At 53.5% G+C, this 23,847-nt stretch carries 21 protein-coding genes and 1 tRNA gene; 9 read left to right on the forward strand and 13 right to left on the reverse strand.

The window, feature by feature from the left end; translation table 11 throughout:
• Nucleotides 1-50: 50 nt before the first annotated feature.
• Both aroC and ACO2Q8_RS21980 read left to right on the forward strand, forming a co-directional pair.
• Nucleotides 51-1,139 carry a chorismate synthase gene (aroC, locus tag ACO2Q8_RS21975; RefSeq protein WP_423347012.1) on the forward strand — a complete coding sequence of 363 codons (1,089 nt, stop codon included), beginning with the start codon at nt 51-53 and terminating at the stop codon, nt 1,137-1,139.
• A gap of 100 nt (nt 1,140-1,239) precedes the next feature.
• A complete protein-coding gene (locus ACO2Q8_RS21980) occupies nt 1,240-2,235 on the forward strand; it encodes an FAD:protein FMN transferase (RefSeq protein ID WP_423347013.1) in 996 nt (331 codons plus the stop codon).
• 45 nt (nt 2,236-2,280) lie between these two features.
• Here the strand turns inward: ACO2Q8_RS21980 and ACO2Q8_RS21985 are convergent, their stop codons facing one another.
• From ACO2Q8_RS21985 to ACO2Q8_RS21995, 3 genes are all read right to left on the reverse strand, one after another.
• Complete coding sequence (locus ACO2Q8_RS21985) at nt 2,281-2,673, reverse strand: ExbD/TolR family protein (RefSeq protein WP_423347014.1); 393 nt, start codon at nt 2,671-2,673, stop codon at nt 2,281-2,283.
• Between the two features lie 92 nt (nt 2,674-2,765).
• Nucleotides 2,766-3,473 (reverse strand): MotA/TolQ/ExbB proton channel family protein, encoded by a 708-nt coding sequence (locus tag ACO2Q8_RS21990; protein ID WP_423347015.1) that lies wholly within the window; start codon nt 3,471-3,473, stop codon nt 2,766-2,768.
• A gap of 150 nt (nt 3,474-3,623) precedes the next feature.
• Nucleotides 3,624-4,595: a zinc-dependent alcohol dehydrogenase family protein gene (locus ACO2Q8_RS21995; RefSeq protein ID WP_423347016.1), complete on the reverse strand. Its 972-nt coding sequence runs from the start codon at nt 4,593-4,595 to the stop codon at nt 3,624-3,626.
• Nucleotides 4,596-4,760: 165 nt separating this feature from the next.
• Here ACO2Q8_RS21995 and ACO2Q8_RS22000 point away from each other — a divergent pair, with 165 nt between their 5' ends.
• From ACO2Q8_RS22000 to ACO2Q8_RS22010, 3 genes are all read left to right on the forward strand, one after another.
• Entirely contained in the window at nt 4,761-5,369 is a 609-nt protein-coding gene (locus ACO2Q8_RS22000) for a HupE/UreJ family protein (protein ID WP_423347017.1), read from the forward strand.
• Between the two features lie 296 nt (nt 5,370-5,665).
• On the forward strand, nt 5,666-8,068 hold the full coding sequence (locus tag ACO2Q8_RS22005; RefSeq protein WP_423347018.1) for a M1 family metallopeptidase: 2,403 nt from the start codon (nt 5,666-5,668) through the stop codon (nt 8,066-8,068).
• An 86-nt stretch (nt 8,069-8,154) separates the two neighbouring features.
• A tRNA-Pro gene (locus ACO2Q8_RS22010) sits at nt 8,155-8,228 on the forward strand.
• A 51-nt stretch (nt 8,229-8,279) separates the two neighbouring features.
• Here ACO2Q8_RS22010 and ACO2Q8_RS22015 read toward each other — a convergent pair.
• The 10 genes from ACO2Q8_RS22015 to ACO2Q8_RS22060 all read right to left on the reverse strand — a co-directional run bounded on the left by ACO2Q8_RS22015 (nt 8,280) and on the right by ACO2Q8_RS22060 (nt 19,855).
• Complete coding sequence (locus ACO2Q8_RS22015) at nt 8,280-8,810, reverse strand: DUF4199 domain-containing protein (RefSeq protein ID WP_423347019.1); 531 nt, start codon at nt 8,808-8,810, stop codon at nt 8,280-8,282.
• 114 nt (nt 8,811-8,924) lie between these two features.
• Nucleotides 8,925-9,392: a response regulator transcription factor gene (locus tag ACO2Q8_RS22020; protein WP_423347020.1), complete on the reverse strand. Its 468-nt coding sequence runs from the start codon at nt 9,390-9,392 to the stop codon at nt 8,925-8,927.
• Between the two features lie 57 nt (nt 9,393-9,449).
• Nucleotides 9,450-10,829 carry an enolase C-terminal domain-like protein gene (locus ACO2Q8_RS22025; RefSeq protein WP_423347021.1) on the reverse strand — a complete coding sequence of 460 codons (1,380 nt, stop codon included), beginning with the start codon at nt 10,827-10,829 and terminating at the stop codon, nt 9,450-9,452.
• An 87-nt stretch (nt 10,830-10,916) separates the two neighbouring features.
• On the reverse strand, nt 10,917-11,789 hold the full coding sequence (locus ACO2Q8_RS22030; RefSeq protein WP_423347022.1) for a sugar phosphate isomerase/epimerase family protein: 873 nt from the start codon (nt 11,787-11,789) through the stop codon (nt 10,917-10,919).
• A gap of 12 nt (nt 11,790-11,801) precedes the next feature.
• Complete coding sequence (locus tag ACO2Q8_RS22035) at nt 11,802-12,530, reverse strand: SDR family NAD(P)-dependent oxidoreductase (protein ID WP_423347023.1); 729 nt, start codon at nt 12,528-12,530, stop codon at nt 11,802-11,804.
• A 74-nt stretch (nt 12,531-12,604) separates the two neighbouring features.
• On the reverse strand, nt 12,605-14,689 hold the full coding sequence (locus tag ACO2Q8_RS22040) for an alpha-glucuronidase family glycosyl hydrolase (RefSeq protein ID WP_423347024.1): 2,085 nt from the start codon (nt 14,687-14,689) through the stop codon (nt 12,605-12,607).
• Between the two features lie 65 nt (nt 14,690-14,754).
• On the reverse strand, nt 14,755-15,978 hold the full coding sequence (gene uxuA / locus ACO2Q8_RS22045; RefSeq protein WP_423347025.1) for a mannonate dehydratase: 1,224 nt from the start codon (nt 15,976-15,978) through the stop codon (nt 14,755-14,757).
• A 110-nt stretch (nt 15,979-16,088) separates the two neighbouring features.
• The gene (locus ACO2Q8_RS22050) at nt 16,089-17,498 is read right to left on the reverse strand and encodes an alpha/beta hydrolase family protein (protein WP_423347026.1); all 1,410 of its coding nucleotides are present in this window, start codon (nt 17,496-17,498) and stop codon (nt 16,089-16,091) included.
• 21 nt (nt 17,499-17,519) lie between these two features.
• Nucleotides 17,520-18,794 (reverse strand): mandelate racemase/muconate lactonizing enzyme family protein, encoded by a 1,275-nt coding sequence (locus ACO2Q8_RS22055; protein ID WP_423347027.1) that lies wholly within the window; start codon nt 18,792-18,794, stop codon nt 17,520-17,522.
• A 107-nt stretch (nt 18,795-18,901) separates the two neighbouring features.
• Nucleotides 18,902-19,855 carry an RraA family protein gene (locus ACO2Q8_RS22060; RefSeq protein ID WP_423347124.1) on the reverse strand — a complete coding sequence of 318 codons (954 nt, stop codon included), beginning with the start codon at nt 19,853-19,855 and terminating at the stop codon, nt 18,902-18,904.
• A gap of 304 nt (nt 19,856-20,159) precedes the next feature.
• Between ACO2Q8_RS22060 and ACO2Q8_RS22065 the strand changes: the two genes are divergently transcribed.
• The 4 genes from ACO2Q8_RS22065 to ACO2Q8_RS22080 all read left to right on the forward strand — a co-directional run bounded on the left by ACO2Q8_RS22065 (nt 20,160) and on the right by ACO2Q8_RS22080 (nt 23,838).
• Nucleotides 20,160-20,534: a DUF3244 domain-containing protein gene (locus ACO2Q8_RS22065; RefSeq protein WP_423347028.1), complete on the forward strand. Its 375-nt coding sequence runs from the start codon at nt 20,160-20,162 to the stop codon at nt 20,532-20,534.
• A gap of 88 nt (nt 20,535-20,622) precedes the next feature.
• The gene (locus ACO2Q8_RS22070; protein WP_423347029.1) at nt 20,623-21,837 is read left to right on the forward strand and encodes an MFS transporter; all 1,215 of its coding nucleotides are present in this window, start codon (nt 20,623-20,625) and stop codon (nt 21,835-21,837) included.
• A 498-nt stretch (nt 21,838-22,335) separates the two neighbouring features.
• Entirely contained in the window at nt 22,336-23,169 is an 834-nt protein-coding gene (locus ACO2Q8_RS22075; RefSeq protein ID WP_423347030.1) for a MotA/TolQ/ExbB proton channel family protein, read from the forward strand.
• Between the two features lie 42 nt (nt 23,170-23,211).
• Nucleotides 23,212-23,838, forward strand: a complete 627-nt coding sequence (locus tag ACO2Q8_RS22080; RefSeq protein ID WP_423347031.1) for an ExbD/TolR family protein — start codon at nt 23,212-23,214, stop codon at nt 23,836-23,838.
• The last annotated feature ends 9 nt before the right edge of the window (nt 23,839-23,847 follow it).

Raw genomic sequence — 23,847 nt, forward strand, 5'->3', positions numbered from 1 at the left:
AAACACGGACTAAAGTCCGTGGGTACGCCCTCAAACTTTAAACGAAATCAATGAGCAGTACATACGGAACATTATTTAAAATCTCGACGTTCGGCGAATCGCACGGCGTGGCCATCGGCGTTATCATCGACGGTTGCCCAGCGGGCCTGGAGGTCGATACGGCTTTTATACAATCGGAACTGGACCGCCGAAAACCGGGACAGTCGCGGATTACAACCCAACGGCGCGAAAAGGACGAGTTTCAGGTCCTTTCCGGTATTTTCGAAGGAAAAACCGAGGGGACGCCCATCAGTTTAGTAATCTGGAACGAGGATCAACGGAGCAAGGATTATTCCCACATTGCCCAGCAATTTCGGCCTTCGCATGCCGATTATACCTACCAGCAGAAATACGGCGTCCGCGATTACCGGGGCGGTGGGCGCAGTTCGGCCCGGGAAACGGCGGCCCGCGTCGCGGCCGGGGCGCTGGCGAAGTTACTGCTGAACCAGCAGGGCGTCAGCGTTCAGGCGTATGTGTCGCAGGTGGGCAGGCTAAAACTCGAAACGCCCTACCAGCAGCTCGATCTGGCGAAAGCCGAAGAGAATGCCGTTCGCTGCCCGGATCCCGAACTGGCACAGCAAATGTTCGAGTACATCGACGAAACCCGCAAGCGGGGTGATTCCATCGGGGGCATCGTTTCCTGCGTCGTCACGGGCGTTCCGGCGGGCTGGGGCGAACCTGTTTTTGACAAGCTCCACGCCGAATTAGGGAAAGCCATGCTGAGTATCAACGCCGTAAAAGGCTTCGAATACGGTAGCGGTTTTGCCGGTAGCGAACTGTATGGCTCCCAGCACAACGACGAATTCTACATCGAGCCCAACGACGAAACCGGCCGCGTCCGGACCCGGACCAACCATTCGGGCGGCATTCAGGGCGGTATTTCCAACGGCGAGGATATTTACTTCCGCGTTGCCTTCAAACCGGTGGCGACCATCATGCAGGATCAGGACAGCGTGGATGTCGACGGCAATCCGGTGGTGGTCTCGGGCAAAGGGCGGCACGACCCTTGCGTGGTGCCGCGCGCGGTGCCTATCGTGGAAGCGATGGCTGCGTTAGTGCTGGCCGATTTTTATTTGCGGAACAAAGTGGCGAAAGTGTAACGGGGTGTTTGCAACGGTACCAGTGTTGGCTTGGCCGCTGTCAGGGTCTTCGACCGCTGACAGCGGTTGCTATAGGCAAAACTCGCAGCCTATACGGTTTTTGGGGCTCCGCCCCGCCAGCGTAGCTTTTAGCCTCGTTATCCTTTTTTTTGTTGGCTGGAAAACCAACGCCCAGCCTCTCCAGCGCTACACCTTCGAGCGGGGTTTATTCGGGACGGAATTCCGGCAGATTTTTTACGCGCCCAATGATAGTGTGGCCGCGCAGGTTCGCCGGGCGGTCGATGCGCGCATGGACTCGCTGAATGGAGTGATGAGTGATTACCTCGACGGCAGCGAAATCAACCGACTTTCGGCCACGGCGGGGTCGGGGCCGTGGGTTGAAGTATCTCCCTACTTGTACGACGTGCTTCGGCGGGCGGTTTTGATTGCCCGGCAGTCGGATGGCCTGTTTGATCCAACGATTGGCCCGCTGTCGCAACTCTGGCGTCGGGCGGTTCGGCGTAGCATTTTTCCAACGAAAGCCGAACTCCGGAAAGCCCACCGGTTGGTCGATTACCGCTACATTGCACTGGATTCGGTTCATCGGCGCGTTCGGCTGAAAAAACCGGGTATGCGGCTGGACGTGGGTGGCATCGGGCAGGGATACGCCATCGACGAAGGCATGAAGCTCTTGCATGAACTGGGCATCCGGTCGGCTTTGCTCGACATTGGGGGCGATATTCTGGTGAGCGACCCGCCCCCAGGCGAGCGGGGCTGGCGAATCCTGACCGGCGCGAACGCCGATACGGCCACGCTTTTACTCCAACATGCGGGCATTACGACTTCCGGCGCAACCCATCGGTACCTGGACCATAACGGCAAGCGGTATTCGCATCTGCTGAATCCGCGAACCGGTTTGGGGTTGCTGCACCATGCCCAGACAACCGTGCTGGCCCCCGACGGAACCTGGGCCGATGCGCTCACGAAGGTGTTCAGCGTGGCTGGTATCCGAAAAAGCAAGCGACTGATCCGGCGGTTTCCGGGCGTGACGGTCTGGTTGACGGAAGAACGAGATGGCCGGTTGCATAGCTGGCAATCCAACAAAAAAGCCCCGTAAGGTGCGCAGGCAGCTCTTACGGGGCTTGTGTAAAAAGACTGTTCGTTACTTGGACGTTGCCATCACCATGCGGATGTTGAGCTTGGCTCCGGTTTGCAACACGTCGACCAAATCCTGAACGGCCAGGGTTTTATCAACCCGCACCACAATCGTCGGCTCGGCCACATCCTTCATGATCGACTTCAGTTCCATTTCCAGGTTTTCGGCGGCAATCGGGTTTTTGTCAATAAAAAACCGCTTTTCGGCATCGACCGACAGCGTCACCTGCTTCTTGCTCAATTGCTGCGAGGAAGCCGCTTTGGGCAGCATGAGCTTAATTACGTTCGGATTCGCCACCGTCGAAATGATCAGGAAGAACAACAACAGAAAAAACATGATGTCGTTCAGCGAGGACGTCGCCACCTCGGCGGCAAACTTATGTTTTCTTCGGAATCGCATTTTTTTACGTTTAACGTCTAACGTTTAACGTTTAAGGCTCAAAACCGGCTGACAAACCGTTAAACCTCAAACCATTAAACCTTAAACGATTTTTATCTCACCCTTGCCGCTTCGGTCGGTTTTTGCAGGACCTCCATGAACTCGAACGAGTTGATTTCCAGCTTCAGCGTGAATTTCTCGATCAGCATGTTCAGCAGGTGATAACCCGTATAGGCAATCACCCCGACGATCAGACCGGCTCCAGAGGTGATCATTTTTTCGTATAGACCCCCGGCGATGATCCCGACACTGATATTATCCGACAGCGAGATGTCGTAGAAAATCCGGATAATCCCGGAAATGGTCCCGATAAAACCGAGCATCGGCGCAATCCCGGCAATAATGCCGAGGTAACCCAGGTTCCGTTCCAGCCGCGATAGCTCGATCTGACCGACGGTTTCGAGCGTGCCTTCGATTTCCTTAATCGGGGAACCAATGCGCCCGACGGCTTTCTCAAAAATGCGACCGATGGAGTTACGTTGATTCTTGCAGAATGATTCGGCGGATTTGATGTTCCCCTGCATCACCATGTCTTTCACGTTGTCGATAAAATTATCGTCGACCCGCGTGTTGCCGCGGATAAACAGCCAGCGTTCGATAATGAGGTACAGGGCGAAAAAAAACAGGAGGGAGATCGGAATCATGACCCAGCCGCCTTTGGCGATCAGGTCGAACAGTTGCATGCTTTGGGCCGGAGCTGCGGCAGATGCCGTGGAGTCGACGGCCGGAGCGCCCGCCGTGGGAACTTGTAATAGAATCATGTGCTATGAATCAGATAATCGGTTTTTAGCGTTAGACAAAACCGGTGCAGGAGTCTTCGTTCTTCAACGCCACGCCGGTCGGTTTTATTGTAAAAGATGGCTGTTCAAATATAACGAAACAATACGGAGAATAACCGGAAAAGTTAGCGACTAGACACGGACCAGAATCTTTCCGTGCCGACCGGGTCGTTCGCTATGTTCGATGGCCTGCTGGATTTGGGCCAGTTGATACGAAGCTTCGACGGGCAACTGGATTTGTCCACTGATTAGCAGTGTGATCACATTGCGGGCGACATTCTGCCGCGTCTGGCTGTCGACCCGGCGCATCCAGTCGGTCAGCCAGAATCCTTTGATTGTCAGTTCCCGGAAAATCATCAGCCCGACATTGAACGATGGATTTTGCAGACTCAGCACGCCGTACAGAATCATCGTGCCATTTTTCGCCAGACATTTCAGTGCGTCGGAGGCTGTTTGACCCCCCACGGCTTCCAACACGCAGGCAGCACCCCGGCCTTCTGTAAGGGCTTTCACCCGGGTGGTCAGTTTTTCTTTTTCGGTATTGACGATGGCGGTCAGGCCGAGGGCTTTCAGTTCGTCGTCGAGGTCGTTGTGCCGCACCGTTCCGATGGTCTGGATCCCCCGAAGTTTACACAGTTGAATAACGAGTTTACTAAACGACGAGCCCGCAGCCGTCAGTAACACCCATTGACCGGCCTGAAGTCCGGATTCTTCCAGCATCGCGTAGGCCGAAAATGGGTTGACAAACAACTGGGCGGCCACCTCATCGGACAGCGCATCGGGCAACGGAATCAGGCTGCGGTGGTTGGCGAGCGTGTATTCTGACCAGGCCCCGATAGCCGTGAAACTCACCCGAATGCCAGTCCGCATCGCCACCCCTTCGCCCACTTTATCGACAATCCCGACGCCCTCAAAACCGGCTCCCGAAGGCAGCTCGGGTTGGGTGCCGTACAGATTCTGCACGAACAGCAGGTCGGAGGGGTTGACCGGACTGGCGATGACTTTGATCCGAACTTCGCCGGGGCCGGGCTCGGGCAGGGGCGCTTCAACAACCTTCAGCACGTCGGCGGGCTTGCCGATGGACGAAAATGTAACGGTTTGCATAGGAGGGAACCATCAATGACGCCACGAAAATACCGGATAGTTCGACAAAAGTACAAGGCAGGGCGGCACTAACTGGCGGTAAAGTAGGTCATCAGGAACAAACTTTCTATTTTTGCAGCAAACGTACACAGTTTCCCGACCGCTTTTAACCGTAAAAACCGTCCTATGAGTGAATTCTGGGCTTACCTGCAACTCGGGTTTTCGCACATTACCGACCCCGGTGGTTATGATCACATTTTGTTTGTCGTAGCACTATGCGCCATTTATAACCTTAACCAATGGAAGCAGGTCCTGATTCTGGTGACGGCTTTTACGATCGGCCACTCCCTCACCCTGGCGTTGGCGACGCTGCAACTGATCAACTACAGCACGGATTTAATCGAGTTGCTGATTCCGATTACGATTCTGATTACGGCCATCACCAATTTTTTCCACAAAGTACCCAAAAGCCGGTTTACCGACGAGCCGCAGCAATCGCGGGGCCGGTATGTGCTGGCCTTGCTGTTCGGGCTGATTCACGGCATGGGTTTTTCCAATTACCTGCGGAGTTTGCTGGGCAAAGAGACCAGCATCGTAAAGCCGCTGTTTGCTTTTAATCTTGGCCTGGAGTTTGGCCAGATTTTTATTGTGATGGCCGTGTTGATCGTGGCCTTTGTCCTGATCGAAATCCTGCGGGTTCGGCGGCACGACTGGAACCTGATCATTTCCGGAATCGTCGCCGGGATGGCTCTTTCGCTCATTATCAACAACGAATACCTGGCACAGCTTTTCTAGTACCCACGGGCTTTAGCCCGTGCAAGCTGGTAAACCATCAAGCTGGTATTAGCTACCGGATCGTAAAAGTTTCCACGGACTGCCAGTCCGTGGAAACCTTACCTTTTAGTTTCGGTATTAACTACTGAACCAGAAAAAGTTGCCACGGACTGGCAGCCCGTGGTACTGGAAAAAGGATAAATAGCATCTTTTCCGGTATTGTACGGCTGCAATCCCATTCGATAAAGTTAGTTTACCGGTTTATTAGTAACTTCATTCCCACATTCATCTACAAATAATATTTCGGAGACCTAACTATGAAAGGGAGATTTAAGCTATTGCTTGCCGGATTGACCACAATAGTATTTGGCACGCAGGCGCAACCGCCATCAACCACGTACAAGGCCAACGATCGGTTTGAACAGATGGGGCCACTGCTGCCCACACCCAATACCTTTCGGACCGCTTCCGGCTCACCGGGTCGGGATTTTTTCCAGAACCGGGCCGATTACGACATCAAAGTCGAACTCGACGACGCCAACCAGAAAATTATCGGGACGGAAACCGTTACCTACTTCAACAACTCCCCCGACGAACTGAAGTACATCTGGCTCCAACTGGATCAGAATTTGTTCGAAAAAGGCTCCATCGGCGGTATGACGCGAACCGGAAGCGTGAACGAGAACGGGATGTCGGCGGCTTCGCTGAATGCGCTGACAGCCACCGGTGGCCGGGCGGGACGGAACAATGGCCCGGATCGGGAGTACGGTTACAAAATCACGGCGGTTAAAGATAAAACCGGGAAACCGCTGAAATACACCGTCAACGGAACCATGATGCGGCTCGACTTGCCCGCGCCCCTCAAACCGGGTCAGAACTTCGTTTTCGGCGTTGACTGGAACTACCTGATCACGGAATACTACGGTCGGAGCGGCTATGAATTTTTCCCGAAAGATGGGAATTACAACTACTTCATCGCCCACTGGTTTCCGCGTCTGGCCGCTTATGACGATGTAAACGGCTGGCAGCACAAGCAGTTTTTGGGCCAGGGCGAGTTTACGCTCATCTTCGGCAACTACAAAGTCGCCATCACCGTGCCCAACGACCACGTTGTGGCCGCCACCGGCGAATGCCTGAATTACAAGCAGGTACTGACGGCAACCCAGCAGCAGCGGATGCAGAAAGCCGCCAACTCGAAAACCCCAGTGGTCATCGTGACGCAGGCCGAAGCGGAAGCCGCCGAGAAGGCTAAACCTACCGGCAAGAAAACCTGGATTTACAAAGCCGACAACGTGCGCGATTTTGCGTTTGCCTCTTCCCGTAAATTCATCTGGGACGCCATGCAAACCGATGTCTACGGCGATGGGCGCAAAATCTGGAGCATGTCATATTATTCGAAAGAAGGCAACCCGCTGTGGGGACAGTATTCGACCCGGGCGGTGGAGCACACCTTGCGCTCGTACGGAAACCGTACCTTTAAGTACCCGTATCCGGTGGCCATCTCCTGCCACGCGACGCCGGGTGGAGGGATGGAATACCCGATGATCAGCTTCAACGGTGGTCGGCCCGAACCCGATGGCACCTACTCGGAATCCGTGAAAGCCGGGATGATCGGGGTGATTATTCACGAGGTGGGCCACAACTTCTTCCCGATGATCGTCAACTCGGACGAGCGGCAGTGGACCTGGATGGACGAAGGGCTGAACACGTTCTGTCAGTATCTTGCCGAAAAAGAATGGGATTACAACTTCCCGACCCGGCGTGGGGAACCGAACCAGATTGTGGATTACATGAAATCGGATAAATCGGTGTTGTCGCCGATCATGACCTCGTCCGATAACGTGATTAGCCTCGGGCCGAATGCCTACGCAAAACCGGCTACGGCGCTGAACATCCTGCGCGAAACCGTCATGGGCCGCGAACTGTTCGACTACGCCTTTAAAGAATACTCAAAACGCTGGATGTTTAAGAACCCCACCCCCGCCGACTTCTTCCGCACGATGGAAGATGCGTCCGGCGTCGACTTGGACTGGTTCTGGAAAGGCTGGTTCTACGGCGTCGAAGCCGTCGATCAGGATTTGGTCGAAGTCGACTGGTTTACGATCAACACCCAGAACCCTGAAGTCGAGAAAGCTCTGGCCCGCTCGGAAGCGCAGGCTAAGGCCAAAACTATGAGCAAGATCCGGGATGCGGCTACCAAAGACCAAAGCGTCGTGGCCCAGGATTCGACCATGAAAGACTTCTACAATAGCTACGATCCCTACGCCGTGACGGATGCCGACCGGAAACGTTACCAGGATTACCTGGCGACGCTGAGTGAGGAGGAGCGCAAGACGCTGGAATCGAAGAACAACTTTTACACCTTGACGCTGAAGAACAAAGGCGGTTTGCCCATGCCGGTGATCATTCGGATGCAGTTTGAGGACGGCACGGATTCGGTGGCTCGTTTTCCGGCGGAGATCTGGCGATTCAACGATGCACAGATCAACAAGGTGATTGCGACCTCGAAGAAAGTGACGCAGTGGACGCTGGACCCCTTCCAGGAGATTGCCGACATCGATACGGAAAACAACGCCTTCCCGCGTGTTTCAAAACCGACGCGGTTCCAGTTGTACAAGCAGCAGCGCAGTCCATATGCTCCGCAGGGACCCAATCCGATGCAGCAGCAACGGCAAGCAACGCAACCCCCGGCGCGCCAGGGCGGAGCGAGTAAGAATTAAGAATGAACAGGGAATAGGGGCTGAGACGAGATTCTTTCCGTTGTTCCTTGTTCATTAGTCATTATTCATTACCTTTGCCCCCGATTCGGGATGTAGCACAGCCAGGTAGTGTACTTGCATGGGGTGCAAGGGGTCGTGGGTTCGAATCCCGCCATCCCGACTGGCTCAAGGCGAAACAGAACCTCTTCTGTTTCGCCTTTTTTGTTTTGGCTTATGCCGGTTGCATCCGGTTGTTTTTCTTCAACAGAAACGCACAAATCAGCGAAATTACCAGGCCCACCGGCACAACTTCGGCATACGTCAGTACAATCACCATCAGCGGATTCTGATACATCTCTTTGTAGCCCTTCATTTCCTGCGCTTTGGCAGTTAGCTCGGTGGCGCTGGCTCCGGCGGTTTTAGCTTCCTTTAGCACATGAGCCGTGTATTTATCCATGAAATCCGGGATAAACAGATAGTAGTCGATCAGCCAGACCAGTACGTACATCGTCGACGCAATGAGCGTGATAAACAGCCCGATTTTGAAAGCCTTCCCGAACGAAATTACGCGGTCGTTGTAGTTGTCCCGATAGTTTTTTATGCCAACGAAAATCAGCGAAAAAGCCAGCACCATCGACGCATAGCCCAGCGCCATGTTGCCTTCGAAATTCTCGTTCTGATAGCACATCGCTGTCGAAATCACCATCACGGCCGTCAGGATCAAACCAGCGATGAGTCCGCAAACCAGAATGATTTTTTTCATACGAATAAACAGTTGTTGGTTGGGACAAAATTGGGAGAGTGGCCGGTTTTTCGGCTCATTCTTTCGGGTGATTTGTCAAACCGCGCCCAAAAATCATGCTTAAGCACGAGCTGTTCAGGGAATCAGCCGGAGCCGTTTGGCTTTCTCGATGGCCTGTGTCCGGCGTTTCACGTCCAGCTTTTCCAGCACGTTCGAGGAATGCGTTTTGATGGTGTTGAGTGAGACGAACAGCCGGGCCGCAATTTCCTGGTTGCTCAGGCCTTCGGCCATCAGGTGCAGCACTTCCAGTTCGCGTTTACTCAGGCCGGTTTTCGTCAGTTCCTGCTCATTGAGTACAAAACCGCTCGTGGGAGCGTAAATTTCTTTTTCAACAACAACCGTCTCGATTCTAGGTCGAGTGAGTTTCATCGCCAGCCAGATGCCCAACCCGGTAAACAATAGGGCAATCGCACCGATGTAAACTTCAAAGGCATGGTTCACAATCACGAACCGCAACTCCAGCCATTTCAGCAAGAACAGCAACAGCGCCAGCGAAATTCCGTACAGAACAGTGTGCTTGTTTCGGAGCAAAAAGTTGAGCATAACGAACCTGGCTACGTTACCTGAAAACCAGCGCGACCGACCGTGTGACGGGCGGTTTTAGCGGTCCGCAAAGATAGCCTCGTAATGAGTCGATGGCTCAAAAATACCGCCACTTTGTTCGTAAAAGATTGCGTCGGTCGGGTAGACACCTTGCTGCGTTTTCGTCCACGAGGCCCCGGCTTTCGGATGGTAACTCATGAGCTTGTCCCAGTTTTTGAAGTACTGGTGCCCGTTGGTTTCCTGCAAGCCGACCGTCATGCCCGGAAACGGCGGCAGTCGGGCCGCCACGGCTTTGTTCCAGTCGACCAAGATCGGGTTCACGGTCAGGTCGGCGCAGAAGCAGGGAATCTTTTTCTCAAATGCCAACTGCGTGATTTTCATGGTCATGCTGAGCGTCTTGGCAATCGCTTTGACCGCAATGGCTGAGTACCCCTGCTCGATCCGGCGGGCGGCATCTTCCACAGTATGCGCACTTTCATCGGCGGCTACCCGCACGCCGAGGTCGCCGACAAACACCTCGTTAGTTTCCTCAAACGGTTCTTCAATGACCGCAATCTGCTCGAACGCGCCGATTTTTTTGGCATGATCCAAAAACCGCAGCAGCGTTTCCTTTTTCTCGTAACGCCCGTTGGCGTCGAAATAATACGGGATTTTGCCGGTTTTCGTGTAGGGCGTTTCGTAATGACCGATGGCTTTGTGAACGGCCGTCAGAAAGGCGATGTCTTTCTCGATCATCTCGGCCTGTGTGCCCGCCGACCCGGTTTTCAGCTTCATGATAAAATAGCCTTCATCGGCCGCAGCCTTAATGCGTTCGGCGCTGGTACCGACACTGAACGACGGAATGCTGGCCACGGCTTTGTGCCGGTGCGACAAACCGGGTCGATAAGCTGCCGGAATCATGTCGTCGAAGCGAGTCATTTTGTTTTCGTGGGCGTATAGCAACCAGGCGGCATTATCGACGCAGACCAGGGCGTTGAGCGCGAAGGTTTTCCGCAAATTCGGGTTGCGGGTAATTTGTTTGCCGTAGACCAGCACTTCTGGCAAAACCGCATCCAGCAATGCCACCGGCGTCGTGAACGAGGTGCCTTTAATCAATTGTAAAGCCCGCTCGGTCATGGCGTACATCAGCGCGTTTCCGGCGCTTTCGGAATGGGCGGCAAACACGCTCGAATCTGACCACAAAACACCCTGCGTTCCCAGCCCGATTTTCCGGATGCCGGACTCCGATTCGAGCATCGCCATCGTCTGCCAACTGTCGGTAATGGCACTGCCTTTGAACCGGTACGGATTCAGCGGCTCCCGCTCAAAGTTGGAACTGACGTTCTTGATTTTGATCGTCGCCAGCGGTTTTTGGGAGGCTTCCAATTTCGGTGAAAAACCAGCTAGGCCAGCGGTTATCAGCGTGCCTGTTCGTTCAACAAATTCCCGGCGGTTCATATCCGTACCCACGGACTTCAGTCCGTGTTTTTATAGCTAACTATTTGATTGAGTGAACACAAAAACACGGACTGAAGTCCGTGGGTACTATTTCACCATCTTCTCAAAAAGCTGCCGCTGTTCGATCAAGGACGCGATTTTATCGGGTGGATTGGTGTGGCATTCGAGCAGCACCCAGCCTTTATAATCCGCCCCGGCCAACAAATCCATCAACTGCTGAAACGGATAATTCGGGTCGTTGAACTCGCGGACGTGGCAGGTGTCGCCGAGCCGGTTTTTCACCAGATTGAAGTTGTATTCCAGCCCTTTGCCGTTCAAATCCTGTTTGTTGCTGTTCCAGCAAACCGTCGCGTTGCGGTTGGGCGCGTGGTCCATGATGGTTTTGATGTTGGGCAATTCCTGCGTTTCGTTACCGTGGACTTCCAGCCGGAGTTGCTGCCCGAAATCGGCCGCGTATTTTGCCAGTTCGTCCAACGAACGTCCGATCTGCTCCAGCGTTTTTTCAACCGGCACCCCTTTATGAAGCTGGTTCGGTTTTACCTTGACACCCGAGCCGCCCACATCGGCGCTGAGCCGGATAAACTCTTTTGTGCGCTCGATGGATTTTCGCAATTGTTCCTGATCCGGGTAATCGTACTGCTGGTTGGTGCCCAGTCCTACGAGTTTGACCGGACTATCGGCAAACCGCTTTTTCACCTCCTGCCGCTCGGCCGCCGACAGGTTAGGCATTACGCCGTGGGCGTGCTCGACCCGCAACTCGGCCCCGCCGATGCCCGCCGTCGTGCAGTTCTGGATCAGCGTCGGAACGTCCCAATCTTTGCCCCACAGGTAGGTCACCATCCCGAGTTTCATCTTCGATTTCTTCCCGCCCAGGGCCGAAGCAACCGTTGGACTTGCCAGCAACGAGGCTCCGGCCAGCAAGGACAGGTTTTCGAGAAAAGTTTTTCGATTCATATTCATACGTCAGGGTTGTCAGAATCCAATTGAATTGCCACCATCGACGGGCAGCGACGCGCCGGTTATGTAGCGGGCGGCTTCCGACGACAGAAAAACGGCGGCATAACCGATGTCTTCCGGTTTACCAAAATGACCCATCGGCGTCCGGCGCATGGCCCGGTCGCGTCGGTCGGGGTCACCGCCCATCGCTTTTTTGCTCATCTCGGTTTCGATAAAACCCGGCGCAATGGCGTTGACACGGACATTGTGGGGCGAAAACTCCGACGCCAGCACTTTCACCATCCCTTCCACGCCCGATTTAGAAGCGGCATAAGCGGCCACCCGGTCGATGCCGTAATAAGCCGCCATCGACGAAATCATCAGAATCGAACCGCTGCGCCGGGGCACCATCCGCCGGGCGCAGGCCCGCGTTAGGGCAAAAACCGCATTGAGGTTGGTCTGAATGATGCGGTTAAATTCCTCGTCGGTGACCTCCAGCGCCGGTTTTTTTAGATTAATTCCGGCGTTGTTCACCAGAATGTCGATGGGGCCGAGCGTCGTCTCGATTTGCTCCACCAGGCCGTCCAGCCCCGCCAGGTCGGCCACGTCGTTGACGAAATAATGGGCGTTGGGGCCGAGCTTTTCAACGGCTTCCCGCAGCGGTTCTTCCCGTCGACCGGTTATTACGACGCGGGCACCCGCCTGCACCAGGCAGCGGGCAATATCAAAACCAATGCCGGTACCGCCCCCAGTAATCAGGGCCAACTTGCCAGTTAATGAAAAAGCAGAGGAATTGCGTTGATTTTCTGATGGTTGCACAATAGGGTCCGTTAATAAATTTACCTCGTTAAATAAACGTCGACTAATTCTTTCACCTCCCTTAAGGTCCGATCCGGTTTTTTGTACGGGGCCGGAATCGGTTGTTTGGCATACTCCTGCAGGTACAGCACCCAGGCGTCGCGCCACCAGATGGCTTCTTTCTGCTGCGTTGCCAGCCGACCGGTCACATCGGCAAAGGTCTCGGCATCCACGTCCGGTTTTACCTGCGCCCACTGCTGTTGCAACCAGCGGACCGAATCAGCGCCGGTGTAAAACCGGGTGCATAATTCCTCCCACAGCGTTCGGCCCGAGCTGAGTTTTTTGGTCCAGGGAACGTGGTGGAACCAGAGCACATACGGCAGCGGGCAGGTTTCGAGCTGGTTCCATTGCTTCTGTACCTCCGGGTGGTACTGCGCTAGGGCGTTGCTTCCACTGGCCGTGCGGTCGAAACCTAGCCCAATCGAATCGGCGCGGTGGTAGTAAACCGCCGTCCAGTCGGGCCGGGGGCTGCGGTTTTGCCACGGTTCCGGCGCGAAGTGAACGCCCGTCCAGGGCCGCGAAAGGCCAAGCGGGGTATTATAATTGACGTAAATCTCCCGCGATTTCAGCAGCAGATCGGTAACGGTTTTCACCGACCGGGGTTCCTGCGTCAGCGTCATTTTTACCCATTCGTCGGCAATGGCTTCCGACGAAAGCGTGTGGTCCCAGGCCAGCCGCCCGAAGGCATACCAGTTGGCCTGCGCCAGCGGGTGGCCCGTCCAGTTGCGGTCGGAACCCGTATTGGCAACCCCGGCGATGGCCGTCAGCGGGTACTGGTGCAAACTGCCGTCGATAACTTTTGCCACGGTCGAACCTTTTCCTGAAACGTACGTATCCGAATCGAGGCACTCTTTAAAAATCGGCGCTTCGTACACGAGGTGCGTGGCAAAACCGAGGTATTCCTGGGTCAACTGAAACTCCATACCCAGGGGCGTTTTGGGCATCATGCCAAAAACCGGCGAAAACGGTTCGCGGGGCTGAAAATCAATCGGGCCGTTTTTCACCTGCACGATGACGTTTTTCTCAAACTGTCCGTCCAGCGGTTTAAACTCCTCGTAAGCGGCTTTGAAACGATCGCCATTCGGGTCGGCTTTGTAGACAAACGCCCGCCAGATGACAATGCCTTTGTGGGGAGCCAGCGCCTTGGCGAGCATGTTGGCCCCGTCGGCGTGGGTGCGGTTGTAATCCTGCGGCCCCGGCTGGCCTTCCGAATTGGCCTTGACCAGAAAACCGCCAAAATCCGGGATGAACTTGTAGATTTCGTTTACTTTCTCTGCCCACCATTTGTTTACTTCCGGGTCGAGCGGGTCGGCGGTTTTCAGGCCGCCGATGGTTCGGGGAGCCGGGAAATACACCGACAGGTACACTTTGATCCCGTACGGCCGAAACACATCCGCCAGCGCGGCCACTTTCTTTAAGTATTCAGCCGTTAGAAACCGCGAACTCGCGTTGACATTGTTGACGACGGTTCCGTTGATGCCGACCGACGCATTGGCGCGGGCGTAATCGCGGTAGCGCGGATCGATACGCTCGGGCAGTTCGTACCATTTCCAGAGCGACCCACCGGCGTACCCGCGCTCGATGCTGCCATCGTTGTTGTCCCAGTGGTTCAGCATCCGGTGCTGAATTTTCGGATTGCTGGTCAGTGAGAGGTTGGCGATGGGTTGCTGCGTCTGGAGGTGACGCAGGAAGGCAAAGGCTCCGTACAAAACACCCGCATCGGTTTTGCTCGAAATGGTGATGTTCTGTTTGCCCACGATTTGGTAGCCTTCGTCGTTCACCTGCGGCTGGTTCGGATTCGTGCTCAGGACGATGCCGCCGGTTTTGGCGCTGGCGACAATCGGCACGGTTTTTCCGAGCAAGCCTCGCAAACCGGTCTGCAATTCGTCGGCGGCTGCTTTGAGCGTTGGGCTGTTGCTGGTCAGCACAATGAACTGGGCCGAACGGGCGTAAGCGGCTCGTTGCCCGGGGTCTTTGATCAGGTCGTACTTCAACCAAAGCCGGTAGCCGTCGTCAGCGCGGCAAAAGGTGGCGAGTAAGACAAAGAAGAGTATCTTGTATCTCATATTTCTTAAAAAGTTGTTACACAGAGTTAATCAGAGAATATCAGAGTTGATCAGGGTGTCTCTGGTTACCTCTGTGTAACAATGTTCTCTCCTATTGACCGCACAATCCCCAACTCAAGCCCGCGCAACTCGGCCAGGCCGCGCAAACGACCGATGGCCGAGTAGCCCGGATAGGTTTTCTTATGCAGGTCTTCGAGCATCTGGTGGCCGTGGTCGGGGCGCATCGGAATGCTCGTAACGCCGACGCCGGTTTTTGCCCGCCGTTGCTGTTCGAGCACGATTTCCTTTACGACGGCATACATATCCACATCGCCCGCCAGGTGGTCGGCTTCGTGGAAATTGAGCGGATTATCTTCCCGTTTCGTCGTGCGTAAATGGATAAAATGAATCCGGTTGCCAAACCGCCGGACGATACCGGGCAGGTCGTTGTCGGGCCGAACGCCCAGCGAACCGGTGCAGAACGTAATGCCGTTGGCCGTCAGGTCACAAGCCGCCATCAGTTCGGCCAGATCGGCTTCGGTACTGACAATCCGGGGTAACCCCAGCAACGGCCTCGGCGGGTCGTCGGGGTGAATGCAGAGGTTAATACCGACCGATTCGGCCACCGGAGCCACTTCCCGGATGAAATGGTACAGGTTTTGGCGCAACGTCTGGTCGTTGATGCTCGCGTATTCGTCCAGCAATCCCTGAAACGTCGATAAGGTAAAGGCTTCTTCGGAACCGGGCAACCCGAGCAGCACGATGTTGCTCAGTTCCGCAATCCGCTCGGCCGTCATCTGGCCGAATTTGGTGCGGGCGGCTTCGATTACGTCCGGTTCGTAGTCGGCTTCGGCGCCGGGGCGTTTCAGGATGCAGAGGTCGAAAACCGCAAAATCTTCCCAGACAAACCGCAACGCCAGCGAACCGTCGGGCATTTCGTAGCTAAGGTTCGTCCGCGACCAGTCGAGCACCGGCATGAAATTGTAACAAACCGTGGTGATGCCACAAGCCGCCAGATTCCGGAGCGACTGATGATAATTTTTAATGTACTGATCGCGCGTCGGACGGCCTTTTTTGATGTCTTCGTGAACCGGCAGACTTTCGACAACGGCCCAATGCAGCGGAGAATACCGCCCGTTGTCGGCTTCGATCAGTTGTTTGCGTATCTCAATTTCGTCAACCGTCCAGACGTTGCCGACCGGAAGCTGGTGCAACGCCGTCACGACACCGGAGCAACCCGCCTGGCGGATGTCCATGAGCGAAACCGGGTCGTGCGGCCCAAACCAGCGCATCGTTTGTAGCATTCCCATTCTTTACTTCAGTTAAAATACAGTTTATAGTTTAGGGTTTATAGTTTTGAGTTAGAGTATTGACAGTCAGATGCTTGTCTTTCACTATAAACTGTAAACCATAAACTACATCACTTAAAATACTTTTTGACGAATTCCAGAAAAACCGGCCAATCCAGACTATCGACGTGTCCGCCTTCGTGGTTCCGAAAACCTACCTCGCCCGACACTAGCGCGACATCAGGTTCGGGCATTTGATTAGTTCCGACGCCTTTTTTGCCCAGCAGTTCGTACACCGGGCTGGCGGCCACGCAGGCCAGAAACTCGCCGTGCGGATCGGCCCACTGGTCTTTGGTGCCGCCGGTGATGAAAACCGGACGCGGGGCCACCAACGCAATCAGCTCGTGGGCGTCGACTGGCATAGCCTGCCAGTTGCCACCATACTTAATAAAGTTACCAGCCATCCAATGATACTCACCCGATCCGGCTACATTGTCGATTGTTTCGCCAAAATTGCGTTTTTCCAGCGATGCGCCCATCGAACCGGAGCAACTCGGAAAGGCAATAGCCCAGCGCGGGTCCAGCGCGGCCGCCAGTAGGGCGGTTTTGCCCCAGCGCGAATGTCCCTGAATCCCAATCTGTTTCGGATTGATTACTTTGTCGGTTTCCAAATAATCGAGGGCGCGGCTCAGGCCCCAGCACCAGGCCGACAGAACGCCCCAATCGTCGGGTTTGCGGTCCTTGCCTTCGTTGACCAGTCCGATGATGCCGCTGTGCAGCCCGGCCCCGCTGTCCATCTGCACCAGGCCGGTGTTAAAGAGGGCTACGGCCCAACCGGTGTCAATAATTTTTTGAATGGTGGCCGTCGGCGTTGGGAAAGCGCCCCAGACAATGACCATCAGCGGCACCGGCCCGGTGGCCCGGACGGGCGTATACATCGTCAGTTCAATCCGGGGTGTGGCATTCGGGAATTTTGAATTGTCGATGCGGCCGATGATCAATTTTTTGGACGCTTTTCCACCCACGGCCGTATCCTGACCGGCCACTTCAAACGTGACCTTCGGCGTGTTTTTCGGGATTTTGCCGTAAATCTCTGTCTCGTAATCGTTCAGGATTTCCGGACGACGCTGTTTCCACCACCCGGCTGCACTTTTAACCGGTTTTCCGTTTTTCAACACCAACGGGTTGGGCAGAACGTAATCCGTGGCGTTGGCTTCCTCGTAATTGGTCCAGTTGCCCCAGCCCGACCGGACGTGCGTGTTTCCGGCTTCGTCGTACCAGTTGGTCGAGCCTTCCCGTTGTTTCAGGTGCTGCGGGCGTTTCGGATCGTCGGCGGGTGGCGGCAGGTTGGCGGGCGTTTTCAGACGCAGCGTTGCCATCGTCTTCTCCCAATCCGCCTGCGCAGCCGCCCGCATTTTATCCATATACGCCCTCCGCTCTTCCGGCGTCATTTTCGTAAAATCCGGACTTTGGGCGGTAGCGGTTTTGGCCAGTAAAACAACGAACAGCAGCGTTAAAACCGAACCGATAGTTGCTCTCAAAAAGAGATCGTTTCTCATCGATTACACAAAGAACGGGACATCTTTCGGCGCATACTTCTTCATGCCTTCCTCGTTGATTTCGACGCCGATACCCGGTTTTTCGGACAGCGGAATAAAACCGTCTTTCACCATCGGTCCGTCGAAGGTCACAATTTCCTTGAACATTGGATCTTCGTGGAAATAAATCTGCCATTCCAGAATCATGAAATTCGGCACCGACGCGCAGACGTGGCTGGAAGCCATCGCGCCCAGGTACGAGGCCACCATGTGAGGGGCAAACGGCACGTAATATAGGTTGGCGAGGTTAGCAATGCGCTGCCCTTCGCCCAGACCGCCCGCTTTCTGCAAATCCGGCATGATGATATCGACGGCCCCGATTTCCAGCATCCGGCGGAACCCATAGGCCAGATAATGGTTTTCGCCCGCGCAAATAGGCGTGCTGGTCGATTCGGAAATGATTTTGTAGGCTTCGACGTTCTCGGCCGGAATCGGTTCTTCCAGGAACATCAGGTTGAGCGGTTCCATCATTTTGGCGACCCGTTTGCCGGTGGTCATGTCATACCGGCCGTGCATATCGACGCAAATGTCGATCTTCGGCCCGACGGCTTTCCGGACGGCGGCAATCTGGTTGTACATTCGTTCCAGTTCGCCGGGGCTGGCCGTCCAGTTGTAACGGTCGTATTTGGCCGGATCACCAGCTTCGTCGATGTCGTATTTGACCGCATTAAAACCCATTTTGACGGCATCGGTGGCGCTTTTGGCAAAATTGTCGGTGCTTTTGTCAGTATCGCGGTAGGTGCCGGTGTCGCAGTACACCCGGATGCGGTCGCGGTATTTCCCGCCCAACAACTGGTACACCGGCAGCCCCAGGGCTTTGCCAACCAAATCCCATAAACCGGCTTCGACGGCCGACAGCACGGCGATGTACATCCCGGCTTGCGCGCCTTCAAAAAAACCGGATTTGCGAATGTCTTCAAATAGTCGGTTGACATTCAGCGGGCTTTTGCCTTTGATCCGCTGGGCCATCATTTTTACCAGATGGTAGGTGCCGGGCGTGGCGTCGACGGCTTCCCCGCAGCCCCAGATGCCCTGGTTGGTATGAATCTTGACGAACAGGCTGTGGCCGTTGCGGATGTAACCGCATTTGATATCCGTAATTTTCAGGTCCGAAGGGGCGGAAGATAGTGGCGTCCGTTCAACGGCGGTTTCGAGGCCGTTGCCGAACGTGGATAAGGTGCTGGCAGCCATCGCACTGGCGAGGGCGCTTTTGGTCAGGAAAGATCTTCTGGAGGTCATGAGGTTTAGATTTTTTAAAGTGTTGTTACACAGGGTTTATCAGAGGACATCAGGGAGTTCTCTGATAAACCCTGATGTCCTCTGATAAACCCTATGTTATAGCTTTTTTACCACGTGCGGGTTTTCAGATAATCCTGGATTTGCTCTTTCGGAACCGGCAGTTCGTTGACGTGCGCGTTGAGCCACTGGGAGAAATCCTTCTCGATTTCGGCTGACCAGCGGTTATCGATCTGTCCGGGCGTGTACTTCTGCTCGCGCAGCCGCTGATGGCCGAACATATCGCGTAGCCGCACGATTTCGGAGGTTTTGACGACTTTTTCGGCCAGATGGGGCGGAATAAACGTCACGGCACCGTCGCGGCCCAGCACCACATCGCCGGGCATCACCATCACTTTACCGATGCGCGTCGGGCGGTTGATGCCAACCAGCGTGGTGTTTAGCTCGCCGTCGGGGTTATTGAGGTGGTGGGAGGGGTGGTAGCTGCGAAAGAAGGACGTAAAACCGCCGATCTCTTTCAAACCGGCAATGTCGCGGACGGCACCTTCGTAAACAATGCCGTTACCGGTTTTGGCATAAATCGAGTTGCCTAGGTTGTCGCCGATGGTAGGGCCATCTTCGTGCATTCCAAACTGATCGACTACGTAGACATCGCCTTTCGTCAGCATGTCGATGGGCCAGGCGTTTTGCGATTTCACACGACCATCTTTTTCGTGGCCTTTTTTGTCGGTCACCCGGTGAACATCCGGGCGGCCGGGCATGAACGTGGCGGTGAGCGCGCGGCCCACCAGCACGCTGTCGGGGTTGATGGTTTGCCAGCCTTCGGCGTACTGGTATTTGTAATTGTCACCTTTCATCGTGGCCCACGCTTCCTCATGGGTCACCAGCCGCATGCGTTTCAGAATGGCATCCGGCACTTTGGGACGCCCATCGGGGAAGCGCTCGCCTTTCCATTCAGGGGTCAGGAAGATAAGTTCTTCGCGCGAGATTTGTTGTCCAAATGACACTTTTGCCGAACCAAGCAGCAATGCCGCCACAACGGTTGAGAAGAAAACCCGTTTCATCATAGTTGTAAGAACCAGTAAAGATTTAGGATTGAAACTAGCAAAGGCAAAATACGAAAATTTCTACCGGTTTCCCCACACCTGAATTTCGGAAACCGCAAGGTCGCCGGGTAAAAAGAAAAAACCGGGTGTCCAGGTTGTTCGCATACGGACAAAAAATGTCCGGCATCGTACACTTTTCAAAAACTATAAAAATATTTACACTGATTATCAGATACTTAATTTGCTGGCATGGCAATTGGCATAGAGTAATCAGAACAGTAACAACAACAGTAATTCAAACAACAACAAATACGAACAAGTCATGAAAGCATTATTTGGTACCCTGATCATCGCTGCGCTGCTGAGCGCAAACACTGCAACGGCCACCCCGAACAATCCCAAAGCCCGTTCGTTCGAAACCAGCACGTTTGTTACAAGCCAGAACAAAATCTGGGTGGCCGTTGAAAAATCATCCGCTTCGCCCGTGACCATTCTGTTGCGCAACAAGAACAACGATGTACTTTATACCCGGACACTGGGCAAAAACGAAAGCAAGTTTGCTGCCAAACTGGATGTCAGTGATCTATCCGACGGTCAATACCAACTGGAGTTTGTATCCTCCGAAGGAAGTGTCAAAAAGCTGGTTAACGTAACCACACCAAAGCAGGAGCCCGTTCGCATGATCTCCATGAACTGAAAAATTCTGTAGGATTAGTTTAGGTTAAGAAAGCGCAGGAAAGCTACTTCCGACTCGGAGGTAGCTTTTTTTTGATTTATTTTCGCAGATGGAACAACCGCGTACCATCTACACAACGGCTTTTTTCTTACTCTGCCTGAGTTCATTTCTCTTCTTTGCCAGTTTCAATATGCTGATTCCGGAGTTGCCTGCTTACCTGACCAGCCTGGGCGGAGCGGAATACAAGGGCTATATTATCAGCTTATTTACGTTGACGGCGGGTTTGTCAAGGCCATTTAGCGGTCGTCTGACCGACACCATTGGTCGGGTGCCGGTGATGGCGTTCGGGTCGCTGGTTTGTTTTGTGTGCGGTTTTCTGTATCCGGTGGTAGGGCTGGCCTGGTTCAACGGAATTGCCGCCCTGCTGTTGCTCAGGCTGGTTCACGGTTTTTCGACCGGTTTTAAACCGACCGGAACCTCAGCCTACGTGGCCGATATTGTTCCCGACGAACGGCGGGGCGAGGCAATGGGCGTGCTGGGACTGAGCGGCAGCATCGGGATGGCCTTCGGACCGGCGCTGGGAAGCTGGCTTACAGCGGCTTTCAGACTGAACCTGCTGTTTTATACGTCTTCAACACTGGCGCTTTTGTCAATCATTATTTTGCTGAATATGAAGGAGACTCTGATGGGTCGCGTGCCATTTCGCTGGAGCCTGCTGCGCCTTTCACGCCGTGACGTATTCGAGCCTGCGGTAGTGGCACCCTCCCTGGTTACGTTTCTTAATTCGTTTAGCTTCGGAGCTATCATTACCCTGGCACCGGACTTCAGCCAGGCGCTGAACGTCGGTAACAAAGGGCTATTCTTTACGGTTTTCACGATTTCCTCGCTGGCGATCCGGTTTTTGGCGGGCAAAGTATCTGATCAGTACGGTCGCCGGCCGGTATTGCGGATAGCCTCATTGCTGATTACCGGGGCTTTGCTATTACTAGCCTTCAGCACCTCAACGTTGATGTTTCTGCTTGCAGGGGTACTTTTCGGCATTTCTACCGGAATGTATTCACCAACGGCCCAGGCCTGGACGGTCGACCTCAGCCATGCCGGAAACCGGGGCCGGGCGCTGGCGACCATGTACATTGCGTTGGAAGCCGGGATTGGCTTGGGCGCTTATTTATCGGCTTCAATTTATCACAATCAAACCGAGCAGTTTCCGATGGCTTTTTGTTTCATCGCGGCATTTTCAGGGCTGGCGTTTTTGTACCTAGTCAGCCCATGGAGTCAGACAGAAAGAAATGTCAAAAATTCGGAGAGTAGAACGTTGAGCTGATTTTGTTATCGGATTTGTGATTTTTAAGAATGTTTTTTATTATAAAAATACAACAATCAACGATTTTTATAGTTATTGTTTTATGATCGTTTTACAGTTCGATGTAAGTCGATAAGTAGAAATTCAGGGTCTTACTGCTTAACGAACAATGGTGGCCGTCAATATACTTAAGGAGGAGTTGAAGCACGGTACAATTTTATTTAAGTGCCCAACAAATATTATTTTGTATAATGGCGTGTAAAAGAAATAGTTAGTAAAAAAATTTAAATTTAATATTTGCTTAAAATCTTGGAAAAATATAAATAACAGAGAATAATTTCTTAAATTAACAAAAAAATGACCTTGCCGTTTGCATAATTTCAGCTAGAAAATTGATACTTTTGTAGTAGGCTTCGGGAAAAGACATCCGAAATTTTATTCTACCAAAACGTTTCAATTTGAAATTTTCGTTTTCTTTACACAAAAAACCAGTTTCAATTTAACCCTACAGTTAGTCTAATGAAAACACAATCTCCAACTCCAGCACCAGCTAAAGCAGCAGCTCCCAAGAAAAAGTCGGGCGGTCTGAATCCGGTGTTTGTCATTCCCATTTTGTTTGCCATCGCCATCTGTACGTATTTGTTCGTATTTGGTGATCCAAGTCACTTTCAAGGTGGAAATAACGAAAACCTTCCGATCGACGGTGATTACTTCGGGATTGTATACAAAGGTGGGCCAATCGTACCGCTTTTGTTTACCTGTTTCTTGATTGTGCTGGTCTTCTCAATTGAGCGTTTTATTACGATCGGCCGCGCCAATGGCTCCGGTTCAATCGACGAGTTTGTTCGGAAAGTAAAAGGGATGCTCGACCGTAATGAAGTAGAAGCTGCTATCAAAGAATGTGATCGTCAGAAAGGTTCTGTAGGGAACGTAGTGAAAACCGCCCTCGTAAAATATCAACAACTGAGAACCGACGCCGAACTGACGAAAGAACAGAAGCTGATTGCGCTTCAAAAAGAAGTAGAAGAAGCTACGACGCTCGAATTGCCGATGTTGGAGAAAAACCTGACCATTATTGCAACACTGGCTTCCGTATCAACGCTGGTTGCCCTGCTGGGTACGGTATTGGGTATGATTCGCGCCTTTAGCGAATTGGGTTCGACGGGTCAGCCAGATACGGCCGCTCTATCAACGGGTATCTCGGAGGCTCTTGTAAACACCGCTCTGGGTATCGGTACGGCGGCTATCGCAACGATCATGTATAGCTACTTCACCAGCCGGATTGATGAGTTGACCTACAACATCGATGAAATCGGTCTGAGCATTCAGCAAAACTTTGCCGCCCACAATTAATTGGTGGTTGGGAACGTTTTTATACTTAAAAAGAATTAAACTATGCCTATCGTTAAGCCTAAGCGGTCGCGGCCCCACATGGACATGACGGCGATGTGCGATGTGGCCTTCCTCCTGCTGACGTTCTTTATTTTGACGGCGCAGATTCGGGTACAGGAGGCTGCTGAAATTAACCCGCCGACCTCGATCTCTGCCATCAAGGTGCCCGATACCGATATCATGACCATCAGCCTGGATAAAGAGGGAAAGGTGTTCTTCGGTATCGATGGCCAACCGAACCGGGTTGCCATGCTCGAAAATATCGGAGAAACCTATGGTATTTCATTCTCTGATCGGGAAAAGAAAGCGTTTTCGTTGTTACCTAACTTTGGTTTGCCGATTGGTCAGTTGAAATCCTATCTGTCTCTGAAGCCCGATCAACAGGCTCAGATCAAACAGCCCGGTATTCCGGTCGACTCCACGGCAAACCTGCAAACCAACCAGTTGTCGCAGTGGGTTTTCAATGCCCGGAAGGCAAATAACAAACTGCGGATTGCTGTAAAAGGTGATAACCTGGCGAAGTTCCCGAACTTCAAGAATGTGTTGAGCTCGCTGCAATCGCAGAACATCAACAAATTCAACCTGATTACAGGTACCGAAGCGCCACCTGCCGGTTGGACCAACGATTAATTAATTTTA

The organism is Larkinella sp. VNQ87, assembly GCF_049445795.1.
Classification (GTDB): Bacteria; Bacteroidota; Bacteroidia; order Cytophagales; family Spirosomataceae; genus Larkinella.

What these genes read in the sequence shown, in the direction of transcription:
- ACO2Q8_RS22005 (WP_423347018.1), top strand. Translation starts at nt 5,666, where the DNA reads ATGAAAGGGAGATTTAAGCTATTGCTTGCCGGATTGACCACAATAGTA.
- ACO2Q8_RS22000 (WP_423347017.1), top strand. Translation starts at nt 4,761, where the DNA reads ATGAGTGAATTCTGGGCTTACCTGCAACTCGGGTTTTCGCACATTACC.
- aroC (WP_423347012.1), top strand. Translation starts at nt 51, where the DNA reads ATGAGCAGTACATACGGAACATTATTTAAAATCTCGACGTTCGGCGAA.
- ACO2Q8_RS21985 (WP_423347014.1), bottom strand. Translation starts at nt 2,673, where the DNA reads ATGCGATTCCGAAGAAAACATAAGTTTGCCGCCGAGGTGGCGACGTCC.
- ACO2Q8_RS22020 (WP_423347020.1), bottom strand. Translation starts at nt 9,392, where the DNA reads ATGCTCAACTTTTTGCTCCGAAACAAGCACACTGTTCTGTACGGAATT.
- uxuA (WP_423347025.1), bottom strand. Translation starts at nt 15,978, where the DNA reads ATGGGAATGCTACAAACGATGCGCTGGTTTGGGCCGCACGACCCGGTT.
- ACO2Q8_RS22070 (WP_423347029.1), top strand. Translation starts at nt 20,623, where the DNA reads ATGGAACAACCGCGTACCATCTACACAACGGCTTTTTTCTTACTCTGC.
- ACO2Q8_RS22040 (WP_423347024.1), bottom strand. Translation starts at nt 14,689, where the DNA reads ATGAGATACAAGATACTCTTCTTTGTCTTACTCGCCACCTTTTGCCGC.
- ACO2Q8_RS22065 (WP_423347028.1), top strand. Translation starts at nt 20,160, where the DNA reads ATGAAAGCATTATTTGGTACCCTGATCATCGCTGCGCTGCTGAGCGCA.
- ACO2Q8_RS21995 (WP_423347016.1), bottom strand. Translation starts at nt 4,595, where the DNA reads ATGCAAACCGTTACATTTTCGTCCATCGGCAAGCCCGCCGACGTGCTG.
- ACO2Q8_RS21990 (WP_423347015.1), bottom strand. Translation starts at nt 3,473, where the DNA reads ATGATTCTATTACAAGTTCCCACGGCGGGCGCTCCGGCCGTCGACTCC.
- ACO2Q8_RS22060 (WP_423347124.1), bottom strand. Translation starts at nt 19,855, where the DNA reads ATGAAACGGGTTTTCTTCTCAACCGTTGTGGCGGCATTGCTGCTTGGT.
- ACO2Q8_RS22015 (WP_423347019.1), bottom strand. Translation starts at nt 8,810, where the DNA reads ATGAAAAAAATCATTCTGGTTTGCGGACTCATCGCTGGTTTGATCCTG.
- ACO2Q8_RS22030 (WP_423347022.1), bottom strand. Translation starts at nt 11,789, where the DNA reads ATGAATATGAATCGAAAAACTTTTCTCGAAAACCTGTCCTTGCTGGCC.
- ACO2Q8_RS22075 (WP_423347030.1), top strand. Translation starts at nt 22,336, where the DNA reads ATGAAAACACAATCTCCAACTCCAGCACCAGCTAAAGCAGCAGCTCCC.
- ACO2Q8_RS22055 (WP_423347027.1), bottom strand. Translation starts at nt 18,794, where the DNA reads ATGACCTCCAGAAGATCTTTCCTGACCAAAAGCGCCCTCGCCAGTGCG.
- ACO2Q8_RS22080 (WP_423347031.1), top strand. Translation starts at nt 23,212, where the DNA reads ATGCCTATCGTTAAGCCTAAGCGGTCGCGGCCCCACATGGACATGACG.
- ACO2Q8_RS22025 (WP_423347021.1), bottom strand. Translation starts at nt 10,829, where the DNA reads ATGAACCGCCGGGAATTTGTTGAACGAACAGGCACGCTGATAACCGCT.